Genomic DNA, 13,718 nt, shown 5'->3' on the forward strand with positions numbered 1-13,718 from the left:
GCCCGGCGGCGGAACAAGCGGCACGACTGGACTCCCTCGCGAGCTGCGGGCCGACCCGCACACCCGCCGGTCAGACCGTGGAGAGGTCGACCGCCCGGTCGACGTCCTGCGGCCGCAGCACGCGCAGGATGCCCTCCAGCAGGTAGTAGTCGGCGTACGGGAGGGAGATCTCGACGCCGTCCTCGGCCGGGCGGTTACGGGTGCAGCGGGCCACCACCGCCTCCGCCCGGGCCGAGTTCGTCGTCAGGCACGTCTCCGAGAGCGCGGTGAGCAGCCGTAGCGCCACCTCGCGGTAGGTGTTCCTGCCGGTGGCCGACGCCAGGTCGAGCAGGCCGCAGGCCATGACCGCTCCGGCCGACGCGTCCTTGATGTCGTACGGCTGCTGCGGCGCGCCGTAGTCCCACACGGGGACGTGGTCCGGGGTCAGCGCTCCGATCGCGAAGTGGCGGCCCGCCGGCACGTGACCACGGCCAAGCTGAACGAGGCGATCGGCGACGTGGTGGACCGGCACGCCCAGCTCGACCTGTCCCGCGCGTGGGGCAACGGCACCACCGCCGCGGCCGACGGCACCCACATGGACACCTACCTGGACAACCTGCTCGCCGAGACGAGCGTCAGGTACGGGGCGGTCGGCGGCATCGCCTACCACCGCGTCTCCGACCTGTACATCGCGCTGTTCACGCACTTCGTACGGTGTGGCGTGTGGGAGGCCGTCTACATCATCGAGGGCCTGCTGAAGAACACCTCCGAGGTCAAGCCCACCACGATCCACGCCGACACCCAGGGCCAGAGCTACCCGGTCTTCGCGATCGCCCACCTGCTCGGCATCGACCTGATGCCCAGGATCCGCAACTGGAAGGACCTTCTGTTCTTCCGGCCCAGCCGCACCGCCCAGTACGAGCACATCGACGCGCTGTTCGGCGAGGCGGGTCGCAACGTCGTCGACTGGGGCCTGATCGAGACCCACTACCGGGACCTGATGCGGGTGATCGTCTCGATCCGCGAGGGCACCATCTCCTCCGCGACGCTGTTCAAGCGGCTTCGCTCCGGCTCGCGCCGCAACGCGACCTACACCGCCTTCCGCGAGGTCGGCAAGGTGATCCGCACCGTCCAGCTGCTGCGGTATCTGTCGGACGCGCCGCTTCGGGCGCGAGTGACGGCGGCGACCAACAAGGTCGAGGCGTTCAACGGCTTCTCCGACTGGGTCCGCTTCGGCCAGCACGGCACGGTGGCGGCCAACGATCCGGTCGAGCAGGAGAAGGACGTGAAGTTCACCTCTCTGCTGGCCAACCTGGTGATCTTCCACAACACCCTGGACATCGCCGACGTGGTGCGCGAGCTGCAGGCCGAGGGCTGGATCATCGACCCGCTCGACCTTGCGCAGATCTCCCCGTACCTGACCGAGCACATCAGGCGCTTCGGCGAGTACTCCACCCACGAACTTGGCATCACCCCCGACGACTACGACGCCCACCTGGACGTCGACTTCAGCGCGCTCGGCGACGACGACAAAGCGGCAGCACCGTGACGGGCGAGGCCTGACCATGCCGTTCGGGTGTTGGATCGAGCTGATCACCTCCACCGTCGAGGACCGGCAGGTCCCGGCCGTCGCCTCGGTCGACCGCCGAACCCGTCGTCCGGCCGAGTGGCACCGGCTTGCGGGCCTTTGGTGCTGCGGAGGACCTGGGTGTACTTGCCGCCCTGACGCGCGGCCGCGCGGGCGTGCTGCGCGGCGATGGACTGCTTCTTCGGCACGGCCGACTCCGGCCTGGCGGTAGTCCCACGCTCCCCGCCGGCCAATCGGGGGCCGGAACGGTCTGCTTGTGCGCGGGCCCCGGAGACCTCGGCCGAGGCCGACTGTGCACCGGGCGGCGTGGGTGCCCGGCACGGCGGCGAACGACGCAGTGGGGTCCGTGCGCGGGCGGAACGGCTAGTCGGTGAATGCGCCCATGGCGCGGTCGAGCAGCACGGTCAGTGGAACTGCTCCCTCGCAGGCCACCCACCCCGCCGAAGCCGCGTCCGCGCAGGCGAGGGCGGCCGCGACGAGGGCAGCCGGCCGGGGATCGTCCGGCTGGCCGGGGCTGGCCCCCAGTCGCCGTGCGATCTCCGGGGCCATTATCTCCTGCCAGTGAAGCTGCTTCTCGAAGTGCCGGGCGCGCAGTGACGGCGTCTCCTGGAGCATCCGCAGATAGCTGAGCATCCGCTCGGGTTCCGCCTCGAGCATCCGCGTCATCACGTCGAACACCCGGCGCAGCGCCTCCCAGGGCCGCTCCTCGTCGGGCCGGGCGGCGAGCGCGTCGGTGACCTGGCGGCCGATCTCGTCCAGGTCGGCCAGAACGATGTCTTCTTTCGTGCCGAAATGGCGGAACAGGCTGGCGCGCGACAGTCCGGCCTCGGCGGCGATCTGGTCGACGGTCGTCCGGTCGAATCCCTGCTCGGCGAAGAGCCTGAGGGCCACGTCCGTCACTTCCGCCCGGATCGTGGCGCGCATGCGCTCGCGCAGCCCGGGCTTGGCCGTGGAGCGGGTGGGAGTAGCGGCGGAGTCACTCATGCCCACAGAGTACACGAAAGCTCAACTTGATACTGAGTCTCAAGCAGAGTTACAGTCTTCTTGCAACACCTCGTTTCGAGCAGGAGTGTTTCCATGAGCAAGGTCTGGTTCATCACGGGTTCCTCGCGCGGCTTCGGCCGCCAGTTCGCCGAGGCGGCCCTGGAGCGCGGCGACAAGGTCGCGGCCACCGCCCGCAACACCAAGGCGCTGGCCGACCTGGCCGAGCGGTTCGGCGACGCGGTGCTGCCGCTGCAGCTGGACGTCACCGACCGCACGCAGGTGTTCGAGGCGGTCGCGGCGGCCACGGAGCGGCTCGGCCGGCTGGACGTGGTGGTCAACAACGCCGGTTACTCCCTGATCGGCGCCGTGGAGGAACTAGGCGAGCAGGAGCTGCGCGACCAGCTGGAGACCAACGTGTTCGGTGTCCTGCACGTCACCCAGGCGGTTCTGCCCGTCCTGCGGGCGCAGGGCAGCGGCCACATCGTCCAGATCTCCTCGGCCATGGGGGTGGCCACCTTCGGCGGCACGGGCGGCTACAGCGCCTCCAAGTGGGCGCTGGAAGGCCTGAGCGAGGCCCTCTCCCAGGAAGTCGCGCCCTTCGGCATCAAGGTCACCCTGATCGAACCCGGCGCCTTCGCCACCGACTTCGCAAGCTCGTCGGTCTTCACCGCGCACCGCCAGGACGCCTATGCCCCCCTGCACGCGTCGCTGACCGAGATGGGCGCCACCGCCCAGGCGCCCGGCCCCGAGGGGGTCGGCGGTGCCATCCTCCAGATCGTCGACGCCGACGAGCCGCCGCTGCGCGTGTTCTTCGGCGAGGAGCCCTCCCAGTGGGTGCCCGCGGTGTACCAGCAACGTCTGGCCGAGTGGGCCGAGTGGGCGCACGTGTCCAAGGCCGCGGAAGGCAAGTAGAGGGCGCCCGGCCCGCGGGCCATGACACGCCCACACCACGGCGTGTCACCGCACCGCCGACACCTGAGAGAGCCCGGGTGGCACACCCACCCATACGAACAGAAGGTTTAAATCATGAGCAAAGTTTGGTTCATCACCGGCGCGTCGAAAGGCTTTGGCCGCGAGTTCGCCCTCGGCGCCCTCGAGCGTGGCGATAAGGTCGTAGCGACCGCCCGCAACACGGACACTCTGAGTGGCCTGGTCGAGCAGTACGGCGACGCCGTGTTTCCGGTCGAGCTCGACGTCACCAACCGCGACCAGGTGTTCGCTGCGGTGAAGTCCGCGCACGAGACGTTCGGGCGGATCGACGTCGTCATCAACAACGCGGGCTACGGGCTCTTCGGAACGGTCGAGGAGATCACCGAGCAGCAGCTGCGCGACCAGATCGAGACGAACCTGTTCGGTGTCTTCCATGTCACGCAGGCGGTCCTCCCGATCCTCCGCGAGCAGCGCGCGGGCCACATCATCCAGATCTCGACCATGGGCGGCATCGTCGCGTTCCCGACCCTCGGTGCCTACCATGCGTCGAAGTGGGCGCTGGAAGGGATGACGGACGCACTCGCCCAGGAGGTCGCCGGCTTCGGCATCCAGGTCACCCTGGTCGAACCCGGCGGCTTCGCCACCGACTGGTCCGGTGCATCCGCCATCGTCGCCGACGCGCATCCCGCGTACGCGGCTCTGCACGAGAACATGGCCGCGCGGCGGGCGCAGGTCGTACTCCCGGAGCCGGTCGGCTTCAAGTCCGCGATCCTCACGCTCGTCGACGCCGAGGAGCCGCCGCTGCGCGTGTTCTTCGGGGAGGGGCCGACTCAGATGGCACCGCAGGTCTACCAGCAGCGCCTGGAGACCTGGGCCGAGTGGGCGCACGTGTCCAAGGCCGCGGAAGGCAAGTAGAAAACGCCCGGCCCCCGGGCCATGACACGCCCACACCGCGGCGTGCACCCGCACCGTCGGCACCTGAGAGAGCGCGGGCGGCACACCCGCCCAGGCTCCCTCACCCCCGCAGGCAGCAGGTCCTTCCCCGCCCAAGCACCTTCGGCGCCACCTGCTTCCGCAAGCGTCATGCCGCCCCCGTTGCGGATGCCGCTCGGCCGGCAGCCCGGGCAACTCGTCCCGCACAACCAACAGCAGCACAATCAGGAGTGGGCCGGACGGGCCCACCCGTCCCACGCCATCGAGGCTCACTGAAGGGAGCCCCGTCATGCCCACCACCAAGCGTCGCGCACTGATCATCATCTCGTCCGGCCGCCAGCTGCCGCTGGCCAAGCCGGCCGAGGTCAAGTCGATCTCGACCGGGTTCTTCCTGGTCGAGATGGCTCAGATGCTCAAGGAGTTCGAGAAGGACTACGAGTTCACCTTCGCCACCCCCGACGGCAACGCCCCGCAACTCGACATCAACGGCATGGCCCTGTCCATGCACTACATCGAGAAGATCGGCGCCAAGACCATCCCCCTGCGCAGGCAGCAGCGCCGCCGCTCGTTCGACGTCAACGGCTTCCGGCAGCGCTACCCCGAGCTGGTCGCCCGCCGCGAGCAGGAAGTCCGCTTGCTGGAGCGGCACATCGGCCGGATCCCGGTCTCCGAGCTGCTGCCCAACAGCGAACCGGAGCTCGCCGAGTACCGCCCCGAACTGATCCGGCGCCTCGACAAGCTGCCCGAGGGCACCTTCCACTCGCTGCAGGACCTCGCCCAGCGCCACCGTGATGCGGCCGATGCGTTCACCTTCGCCGACTTCGACTTCATCCACGCCCCCGGCGGTCACGCCCCCATGGTCGACTTCCGCGACAACCCGTGGCTCGGCGAAACCCTCCACACGGCCCGGGAGAACGGCGTCACCATCTCGTTGATCTGCCACGCGCCCATCGGGGTGACCTCCACCCGGCAGCGCATCGACGCGCAGGGCGCCGCCTACCCTGTGAAGGACAATCCGTTCCTCGCCGCCGCCATCTCGACCGTCCCCAAGATGGGCGAGCTGTTCGCGCTGAGTTTTCTCTACCCGCACGTCCCCGGCAGCAAGACCCGGCTCCCCTACTTCGTCGACGTGGCCATCAAGGAAGCCGGCTTCACCGTCGCGTCCTCCCTCAACATGTCCGCCCCGCAAACGGCCTACGAGCCGTCCGTGCGGCTGCTCACCGGCAACGGCCCCCAGGCCATCGACAAGCAGACCGCCGAACTCCGCAGCATCCTCACCCGCAGCCCCGCTGCCCGCCCGACCAGCAGCAAGCAGGCGAGCGCGTAGCGGCGACCACACGCTGTGCCGACCAGGCAGCCGACGACACAGCCGAGCAGACGGGACAGGTATGGAGGCGGGCCGATACGGCCCGCCTCCATACCTGTTCTGGTTCCGCCGGCAGATACGCCTTCGACGACCCGAACGTCGTGCCCCGCGGACTGGTTGATCGCCTTTCCCACCCGGAACGGGATGTTGCATAGGTGGTCGCTCATGAAACGCCCGGCGCCCGGCAGTTCACCTGCGGGGATCATGTTTCATGAGTTGTTGCAAACGACTGGACGCCTGAAACGCCCTCATAAAACAGTCTGGGGTCGTGAGCGACGACTTCAAGCGCGTGGAATCGCACGACTGCCCGATGTCCACCTGCGCCGCCCCCGCGGGCTCCCCATGCCGGACCGGCAAGAACAAGGTGGCCATCCAGTACCACACCGCCCGCTTCCGCCTCGTACCCCAACTCGCCAAGGCCCTGAGCGTGCCGACCCCGGCCGTACGCAAGCCGGGCTCGGTCTGGATCGAACTGCCCTGGCCGGTGAGCGCCGGCGCCGAACCGGTCGGACACGTCCGCCTCGGATACGCACGCGCCTCGACCGCCCGGCAGTCCCTCGACGCACAACTCGACTCTCTCACCGAGGCCGGAGTGACGCGCGTCTTCTCGGAGAAGATCTCCACCCGCGCCACCCGGCGCCCGAGCTGGAGGCCGCCGTGAAGCTCGCCGGGGAGATCCGCTCCTCCGGCGTCGCTGTCACTCTCGTCGTGCACGAGCACAAGCGCCTCGGCCGCGGCATCGAACTCGCCATGCTCGCCGAAGAGCTGAAGGCAAGCGACGTCGGCCTGGAGTTCCTCACCGGAGAACTGAAGGGCTCGCACGATCCCTCCGGGATCGTGTTCACGGTGCTCGCCGCGATGTCCGGCATGGAGCGCGAGTACATCCGCGACCGCACCCTCGAAGGCCACGAGTCCGCCCGCAAGCGCGGCAAGACCATCGGCGGGGCCAGCGTCACCGACGAGTCCATGCTGTCCATGGCCCTCTACCTACGCGACCAGGAAATGAGCCTGCGCGACATCGCCAAGCGGCTCGTCATCACCACGGGCGTGAAGAAGGGCCAGCACCCCTCGCCCGCCACCGTCATGAGGATGCTGCGGGAGCACGATGAACAGGCCGCCACGGCGGCGGGAGCGTGATCATCCGGCTAGTTTGCGGCTGGTGTCTGAGCTAGGACTCCAGGGCCTGGTGGACGAGGCTGGCCGCGTCACGGATTCTCTCGTCCTGGCCATGCTGCCGCAGCCACTCGAACTCGCACACCGGAGCGCGGCCTCACAGCTCCAAGATCATCCCACTGCCCCTTTGGGCTCACCTTGGCTGGACCCCCCTCAGGTCCGCACTGACCGCCGCCGCGACGACACGGTCCCGCCCGGCGGAGCCGAACAGCCCCTCGGACAGCCAGGTTTCGACGAGCGCGCGAACCGCCCCCACACGGTCAACCCTCGTTGGGGGACCTGGCCGGAGACGGGGCAACAGTGGGCGGAGCCGACCTGGGCGTCGGCGAAGACGCTCAACAAGGCCGACGTGTACTTCTTCGACGACGACCAGGGCATCGACCTGCCCGCCTCCTGGAAGCTCCAGTACTGGAACGGCAGCGCCTACGTCGACGTGCCGGGCGCGAGCGGCTATCCCCTGGCCAGGAACCAGTACAACAGCGTCACCTTCACGACCATCGACACCACGCGGCTGCGGGTGCTGCTCACGAGCAACGGCACCAACTCCGTCGGCCTCCTCGAAGCAGAGGTGTACGGCCCGTGACCCGATCCCGATACCTTTCCGCGCTCCTCGCCGTGCTGACCCTGGCGGTCGCCTTCCTGGTGGCGCCGCCGGCCTCCGCCGCCGTCGCCTTCACCTCGACGGGTGTGAACCCGAACGGCGGCAACTGCCTGGACCTGCCTGGCAGTTCGACGACCAACGGCACCCAGCCGCGCGCCTTCACCTGCTCCTCCGGCCGCGAACCTGCCCGACTACAAGCTGGGCATGCTCACCTACAACGGCGGTGACCCGCTCGACTCCGCCTCCTGGGTCAAGTCCCCGAACCCGGTCTCCCAGCGGTCCAACGCCAACGGGGTGTACGGCCCCGGCCACAACGGCTTCTTCAAGTCGCCCGACGGCACGGAGGACTGGATCGCTTACCACGCCAACAGCTCGTCGAGCGGTGGCTGCGACATGAACCGCAGTACCAGGGCGCAGAAGTTCACCTGGAACGCCGACGGCACGCCGAACTTCGGCACCCCGGTGGCCCTGGGCGTCCCGCAGGCCGCGCCGTCGGGCGAACAGGCCGACTAGGCGGACTAGGCGGACCAGGCGCCGAGGAGGGCGGCGATGCCGAGCACGCCGACGGTTCCGAGCATCGTGCCGAGCGTGGCGGTCCACATCCGGCCGACGCCCTGGCGGGCGTAGTGCATGCCCGCCGCGCCGAGGGTGACGGCCAGGCCGCCGGCGATCAGGGCGAACGGGGAGAAGACGAACGAGGCCAGGGCGGCGATGACGCCGAAGACGAGAGCGGTGGGTCCCAGGGCTGCGGCGGGTGAGTCCTGCCGGGCCGCGACGATCGGATCACGCATGATGAGTTCCCCCTTTTTCTGAACGTGTTCAAAGTATGCGTGGTCGTCGATGCGAGGTCCAGCCGGATCCCCCTGTGGACGGTGTGTCGGTGATCACGGGGTCCTGAGGTCGTCCACCCGTTCCCCCTCGGCCTGGGAGGGCTCGGTCCTGGGGACGTCCGGGTGCTGCTCCATGCCCTTGCGCTCCGCGGGTTCGTCGCGTTCACCCTCGGCCTGGGAGGGGGTGTGCGAGTACAGCCAGCGGTCGTAGTCCGAGGCTCCGGTCTTCATGGCTGACCTCCTGGGTCGCTCCTCTTCCATGCTGCTCCCGGGCCGTCGCCCCGACCAGTCGTCCTCACTCGTCGAGGCCGATCCTGGCGCAGGCCGCGCGGAGCTGCGAGGGGCAGATCTGGTCGATGGTGTACAGGCCTTCGTTGACGAGTGTCTGCCTGACGTTGTCGGCCGTCACCGCTCTCGGAGTGAGCAGGACGGACGGGATGTCCTTGGTGGTGGGGCTGTCGATCGTCGTCGTCGAGACGTCGTGGACCCCCTCACCACGTCCCAGGGCCACGGCCATGGCGGCGGCCGCGGCGGCCTCCTTCCCGAACGGTTTGTACACCGTCATGTACTGCTCGCCCTTGACGATGCGTCGCACGGCGTCGAGATCGGCGTCCTGGCCGGTGACCGGAGGAATGTCCCTGACCCCGGCCTTCTTGAATGCGGAGATGACGCCTGCGGCTATGGCGTCATTGGCCGCGAGGACGCCGTCGATACGGTCCGGCCCCAGAGCCGAGATGGCGGCGGACATGTTGGCGTGGGCGTTCTCCGTGCTCCAGCTCAAAGTGTCGTACGTCCTGGCGATCTTCACCTTGCCCGAGATGACCGACAGTGCGCCCCTCCGGTACCAGGCCGCGTTCGGGCTGGTCGGATCGCCGTTCATCATGACGACGGTTCCATCCTTGGCCTTGTCGCCCATGGCCTTCAGGAGAGCCTCGCCCTGTAGCCTGCCGACGCGGGCGCCGTCGAAACTGACAAAGCCCGAGATCGGGCCTTCGGCGAGCCGGTCGTAGGCGACCACCGGGACACCCGCCTTGCGGGCTTCCTGGATCGAGGAGCGGAGCGCCCTGGTGTCGGCGGCATCGAGGATCAGGACCTCGACGCCCTTGGTGATCATGGAGGTCACCTGCTGCCGCTGCCGCGCCGCGTCGCTCTCGGCGTTGGCGTACTGCATGGTGCAGTCGGGACACAGGTTCTTCAGGCTGGCCTCGATCAGCGGCTTGTCGGCGTGTTCCCAGCGGGGCACCGCCCGGCTCGGGAGCAGCAGGCCGACGGTGAAGCTCTCCGTGCCCGTTGCGTCGTCCTCGCCGCAGGCGGTCAGTGGCACCGTCAGGAGTCCCGCGACGAGGGCCGCGACGACATGCAGCGTACGGGTCCTCATCGCAGTTCGCCTCGTTCCGTTCAGAGCCTCGACTCGGCGGGGGCGGGGTCCTCACGGTCCACGGTGACCTCGCTCCACACCTGCTTTCCGCCGGCCACCGGAACCGAGCCGCAGGACTCCGACACCGCCTCGACCAGCAGCAGGCCCCGGCCGCCGGTCGACTCCCAGTCCACGATCACGGGCTTGGCGGGCGCGCGCGGAGAGGAGTCGCTGACGTAGACCCTGACCCGGTCGCCGCGGAGCATCAGGTCGAGGCGGACCGACCCCTGGGTGTGCACCAGGGCGTTGGTGACCAGTTCGGACACGACGAGCAGCACCGCGTCGGCCGCTTCCTCGACCTTCCAGCGGCGCAGGGTGCGCGCGGTGAAGCGGCGGGCGTGCATGACGGCATCGGGCAGCCGCCACACCACCCAGCCGGCCCGGATCGGCCGGGTCTTCATGCCGTCGTAGCGCAGCAGCAACAGCGCCACGTCGTCCTCGCGTCGGCCGATGTCGCCGAGCAGGTCGTCGGCCATCCGCGCCGGATCCGCCGGGTCGGCCGCGGCGAGCGCGGTGCGGATGCGTTCCATGCCCACGTCCAGGGGCAGGTCGGCGGCCTCGACGAGACCGTCGGTGACCAGGGCGAGCACCGTGCCCGGGGTCAGGGTGACCGCGGTCATGGGGAACTCCGCCTCCGCGAGAACCCCCAGCGGGGGTCCGCCCTCGACCTCCACCTCCTCGGTGCTGCCGTCGGGGTGGCGCAGCAGCGGGGAGAGGTGTCCGGCCCGGACGACCAGGGTGTTGCCCTCCTCCATGTCCAGTTCGACATAGCAGCAGGTGGCGAACAGGTCGGTCTCCATGCCGACGAGGAGGCGGTTGGCGTGGGAGACGACCACGTCGGGCGGGTGGCCCTCGACGGCGTACGCCCTGACCGCCGTACGCATCTGGCCCATGATCGTCGCGGCTCCGGCGCTGTGTCCCTGCACATCACCGATGACCAGCGCCACCCGGTCCTCGGACAGGGCGATGACGTCGTACCAGTCGCCGCCCACCTGCAGCCCCCGGCGGGCCGGCAGATAGCGGGCGACGGCAGTGCCGCCGGGGAGTTCGGGCAGGCGCCGGGGCAGCAGACTGCGCTGCAGCATCGTCGCGAGTTCCTGCTCGGCGTCGTAGGCGTGCGCCCGCTTGAGGGCCTGCCCGATCAGCGCGGCGGTGGCGGTGAGGAGGGACCTCTCCTCGGGGATGAACTCGTGCGGCTGGTCCCAGCCGACCAGACACACCCCGGCGACCCGGCCCTTGGCGGGGAGCGGCAGGACGGCCAGGCCTCCGGCGCCGATGCCGGCGAGTCCCGGTTCGAGGGCGGTGCCGGCGGGCCACAGGTCCATACGGCCGTCCCGCAGGGCCAGTTGAAGGGTGGGCAGGGCGCTGACCGGTGCGTCGGGCCACTCGGAACGCCACTGGTCGCGCCACAGTTCCGGCCACGCGTCGGGCTGGGGCGGATCGAGCAGGGTGACCACGAGCCGGTCGTCCCGGACGTCGGCGAGCGCCACCCGGTCGGCGCCCAGCGGCTCACGCAGCGCGGCGACCGCCACGCGGCCGACGTCACGGACCGTCGCGGCGTCGTCGAGTACGGCGGTCAGCCACTGGATCCGGGAGACGTCGTCGGTGCTGCGGCTCTTCACCGAGGTGGCCGTCACCACGCCCAGCACCTGCTCGGGCTGCTCGCCGGTGTGCGCCACCACCCGGCAGATCAGGCTCAGCCAGCGCATTTCCCCGGTGGGGCAGCGGACCCGGAACTCCAGCTCCCGTCGGCCCGGCGCCTGGGCGGACGGCTCCAGGACCGACATCAGCGCGGGCATGTCCTCGGGGAGGGCGTGCGCGAGCAGGGTGTCGACCTTGCCGTCGAAGTCGGCCTGTGTGGTGCCGACCAGTTCGAGGAGGGTGCCGTCCGCCTCGATCAGGCCGGTGTCCGGCACGAGGACGAAGGTGCCGACGCGCAAACTCCGCAGGGCGCGGCTGAGCAGGGCCGGCTGCGCGGGCCGGCCCGACTCGGCCAGCAGCAGGCCGGCGACGGCGTCGGCGTATCGCTCCAGGAAGCGCTGTTGCCCGGCGTCGAAGCCGTCGGCGGAGGCCCCCACCACGACGAGGCAGCCCAGCCGGGTGCCCTCCCTCTCCAGGGGCAGCGCGCCGAGCGAGGCCGACCTGGCACGTGGCGGTGTGGGCGCGCCCACGGGGTAGGAGGAGAGGGCCGCGGCGTTCAGCCACAGCGGCCGGTCGGTGCGGAAGGCGTGTGCCGCGGCCGAGCCGCCCGGCACGGACAGCCGGTCCGGCAGCCGGTGCTCGGGGCTGTCGCCGACCGTTTCCAGCAGCTGCAGCTCTTCGTCCCCGGTGGTGGGCGCGAAGACCGCGGCCAGCGCCGCTCCGGCGAAGGTCAGGGCGCGGTCGCTCGTGACGGCTTCCGGCTCCGTAGGCGGTGAACCGGTGTCTGCGGTGCCGACCTCAAATGCCCCCGGCACCGAGACTCCGGTCCGGGCACGGCCGTCATGAGGCATGTCCGCAACCAACCTCCCGTCCGTGCCGGAGGTGCCGAAGGGGATCGGGGCACCAACTCCCGCCGCCCCGGTCGCTTCCACACACCAGAATCGCATATATGGATGAGCCGGACATATCAGGTGGACGGTTCATGGCTCGTTCATGGCTTCCCGGGACGCCTCCGCTGCGTTCGCAGATCACCGCGGCCGGTGTCAGACTGACGACGTGGTCGTCCTGCCACGTCCAAGAACCCGGCCCTTGCGCCTGGGGTGGCCCCGTACCCGCAACGCATCCTCGACACCATGAGCGCCTCCTCGCCACGCCGGGCGAAGGACAAGGGAGGTCTCGCACATGAAGGCCCGCATACGGAACGCGGTTCTCGCCCTGACCGCGCTTTCCACGGCCGTGGCCCTGGCGGCCTGCGGGGCGGGCGGGGAGAGCGATTCCGCCGAGGGGGACGCGCCGATGATCGGGGTGCTCCTGCCGGACGCCACCACGGCCCGTTGGGAGACCCGGGACAAGCCCCTGCTCGACAGGGAGATCAAGGAACTCTGCGGTGACTGCGCGATCGAGCAGACCAACGCCAAGGGCGATGTGGCCATGCAGCAGGAGCAGATGAACTCGATGATCACCAAGGGCGTCGACGCGATCCTGCTCGTGGCGGTGGACGGCACATCGCTCGCCGCCTCGGTCAGGAAGGCGGTCGAAGCAGGCATCCCGGTCATCGCCTACGACCGCCTCGCCGAGGGCCCGATCTCCGGTTACGCGTCCTTCGACGGCGAGGAGGTCGGCAGGCTCCAGGGCCAGGCCCTGCTGAAGGCCATGGGCGACGAGGTGCCCGGCGCCCAGATCGTCATGATGAACGGCGATCCCAGCGACCCCAACGCGGTGCTCTTCAAGAAGGGCGCCCTGGCCGTCCTCACGGGGAAGGTGAAGATCGGAAAGTCGTACGACACGCTCCAGTGGCGGACCGAGGCGGCCCATCTGAACATGTCGGGTGCCATCGCGGCCCTCGGCGTCGACAACATCCAGGGGGTCTACGCCGCCAACGACGGCCTCGCCGCCGGCAGCATCGCCGCCCTCAAGGCGAACAAGGTGGACCCGGTGCCCCCGGTCACGGGGCAGGACGCCGAACTCCGCGCCGTGCAGCGCATCGTCGACGGAGAGCAGTACATGACCGTCTACAAGCCCTTCGAACCCGAGGCCGCCGCCGGCGCCGCCATGGCCGTGGCCGCGGCCCGCGGGGAGAGCCTCGACCGGGTGGCCCGGGACGAGGTGACGACGCGGGATGGGCGGCGGGTCCCGGCCGTCATGCTCACCCCGGTGTCCGTGACCGTCGACAACATCAAGGACACCCTGGTCAAGGACGGGGTGTACACGATCCGGCAGATCTGCACCCCCCAACTCCTGGCCGCGTGCACTTCCGCCGGACTGACCTGACATCC

16 protein-coding genes are annotated in these 13,718 nt (G+C 69.8%); 10 read left to right on the top strand and 6 right to left on the bottom strand.

Annotated elements, in window-relative coordinates:
• Positions 1–70 precede the first annotated feature (70 nt).
• On the bottom strand, positions 71–460 hold the full coding sequence (locus tag ABIE67_RS07835; protein WP_370255555.1) for a hypothetical protein: 390 nt from the start codon (positions 458–460) through the stop codon (positions 71–73).
• Between ABIE67_RS07835 and ABIE67_RS07840 the strand changes: the two genes are divergently transcribed.
• Positions 461–1,528, top strand: a complete 1,068-nt coding sequence (locus ABIE67_RS07840; RefSeq protein ID WP_370255556.1) for a transposase — start codon at positions 461–463, stop codon at positions 1,526–1,528.
• A gap of 402 nt (positions 1,529–1,930) precedes the next feature.
• Here ABIE67_RS07840 and ABIE67_RS07845 read toward each other — a convergent pair whose 3' ends face one another.
• The gene (locus ABIE67_RS07845; RefSeq protein WP_370255557.1) at positions 1,931–2,551 is read right to left on the bottom strand and encodes a TetR/AcrR family transcriptional regulator; all 621 of its coding nucleotides are present in this window, start codon (positions 2,549–2,551) and stop codon (positions 1,931–1,933) included.
• A 93-nt stretch (positions 2,552–2,644) separates the two neighbouring features.
• Between ABIE67_RS07845 and ABIE67_RS07850 the strand changes: the two genes are divergently transcribed.
• The 8 genes from ABIE67_RS07850 to ABIE67_RS07885 all read left to right on the top strand — a co-directional run bounded on the left by ABIE67_RS07850 (position 2,645) and on the right by ABIE67_RS07885 (position 8,067).
• The gene (locus tag ABIE67_RS07850; RefSeq protein WP_370255558.1) at positions 2,645–3,463 is read left to right on the top strand and encodes an SDR family NAD(P)-dependent oxidoreductase; all 819 of its coding nucleotides are present in this window, start codon (positions 2,645–2,647) and stop codon (positions 3,461–3,463) included.
• Between the two features lie 114 nt (positions 3,464–3,577).
• Positions 3,578–4,396, top strand: coding sequence for an SDR family oxidoreductase (locus tag ABIE67_RS07855; protein ID WP_370255559.1), 819 nt, complete (start codon positions 3,578–3,580; stop codon positions 4,394–4,396).
• A gap of 307 nt (positions 4,397–4,703) precedes the next feature.
• A complete protein-coding gene (locus tag ABIE67_RS07860) occupies positions 4,704–5,741 on the top strand; it encodes a hypothetical protein (RefSeq protein ID WP_370255560.1) in 1,038 nt (345 codons plus the stop codon).
• A gap of 307 nt (positions 5,742–6,048) precedes the next feature.
• Positions 6,049–6,441: a recombinase family protein gene (locus ABIE67_RS07865; protein ID WP_370255561.1), complete on the top strand. Its 393-nt coding sequence runs from the start codon at positions 6,049–6,051 to the stop codon at positions 6,439–6,441.
• Complete coding sequence (locus ABIE67_RS07870) at positions 6,438–6,917, top strand: recombinase family protein (protein ID WP_370255562.1); 480 nt, start codon at positions 6,438–6,440, stop codon at positions 6,915–6,917. The genes ABIE67_RS07865 and ABIE67_RS07870 overlap by 4 nt, the downstream gene beginning before the upstream one ends.
• A gap of 22 nt (positions 6,918–6,939) precedes the next feature.
• Positions 6,940–7,536: a hypothetical protein gene (locus ABIE67_RS07875; RefSeq protein ID WP_370255563.1), complete on the top strand. Its 597-nt coding sequence runs from the start codon at positions 6,940–6,942 to the stop codon at positions 7,534–7,536.
• On the top strand, positions 7,533–7,781 hold the full coding sequence (locus ABIE67_RS07880; protein WP_370255564.1) for a hypothetical protein: 249 nt from the start codon (positions 7,533–7,535) through the stop codon (positions 7,779–7,781). Before ABIE67_RS07875 ends, ABIE67_RS07880 begins: the two co-directional genes overlap by 4 nt.
• Complete coding sequence (locus ABIE67_RS07885) at positions 7,759–8,067, top strand: family 43 glycosylhydrolase (protein WP_370255565.1); 309 nt, start codon at positions 7,759–7,761, stop codon at positions 8,065–8,067. Before ABIE67_RS07880 ends, ABIE67_RS07885 begins: the two co-directional genes overlap by 23 nt.
• Positions 8,068–8,072: 5 nt before the next feature.
• Here ABIE67_RS07885 and ABIE67_RS07890 read toward each other — a convergent pair whose 3' ends face one another.
• From ABIE67_RS07890 to ABIE67_RS07905, 4 genes are all read right to left on the bottom strand, one after another.
• The gene (locus tag ABIE67_RS07890; protein ID WP_370255566.1) at positions 8,073–8,345 is read right to left on the bottom strand and encodes a hypothetical protein; all 273 of its coding nucleotides are present in this window, start codon (positions 8,343–8,345) and stop codon (positions 8,073–8,075) included.
• A 93-nt stretch (positions 8,346–8,438) separates the two neighbouring features.
• A complete protein-coding gene (locus ABIE67_RS07895; RefSeq protein ID WP_370255567.1) occupies positions 8,439–8,615 on the bottom strand; it encodes a hypothetical protein in 177 nt (58 codons plus the stop codon).
• Between the two features lie 64 nt (positions 8,616–8,679).
• Positions 8,680–9,762, bottom strand: coding sequence for a sugar ABC transporter substrate-binding protein (locus ABIE67_RS07900; protein WP_370255568.1), 1,083 nt, complete (start codon positions 9,760–9,762; stop codon positions 8,680–8,682).
• A gap of 20 nt (positions 9,763–9,782) precedes the next feature.
• The gene (locus tag ABIE67_RS07905) at positions 9,783–12,293 is read right to left on the bottom strand and encodes a SpoIIE family protein phosphatase (RefSeq protein WP_370255569.1); all 2,511 of its coding nucleotides are present in this window, start codon (positions 12,291–12,293) and stop codon (positions 9,783–9,785) included.
• 331 nt (positions 12,294–12,624) lie between these two features.
• On the opposite strand from ABIE67_RS07905, the gene ABIE67_RS07910 reads away from it, so the two are divergent.
• Positions 12,625–13,713: a substrate-binding domain-containing protein gene (locus ABIE67_RS07910; RefSeq protein WP_370255570.1), complete on the top strand. Its 1,089-nt coding sequence runs from the start codon at positions 12,625–12,627 to the stop codon at positions 13,711–13,713.
• The last annotated feature ends 5 nt before the right edge of the window (positions 13,714–13,718 follow it).

Source organism: Streptomyces sp. V4I8, from assembly GCF_041261225.1.
In the GTDB taxonomy this organism is placed as follows: Bacteria; Actinomycetota; Actinomycetes; order Streptomycetales; family Streptomycetaceae; genus Streptomyces.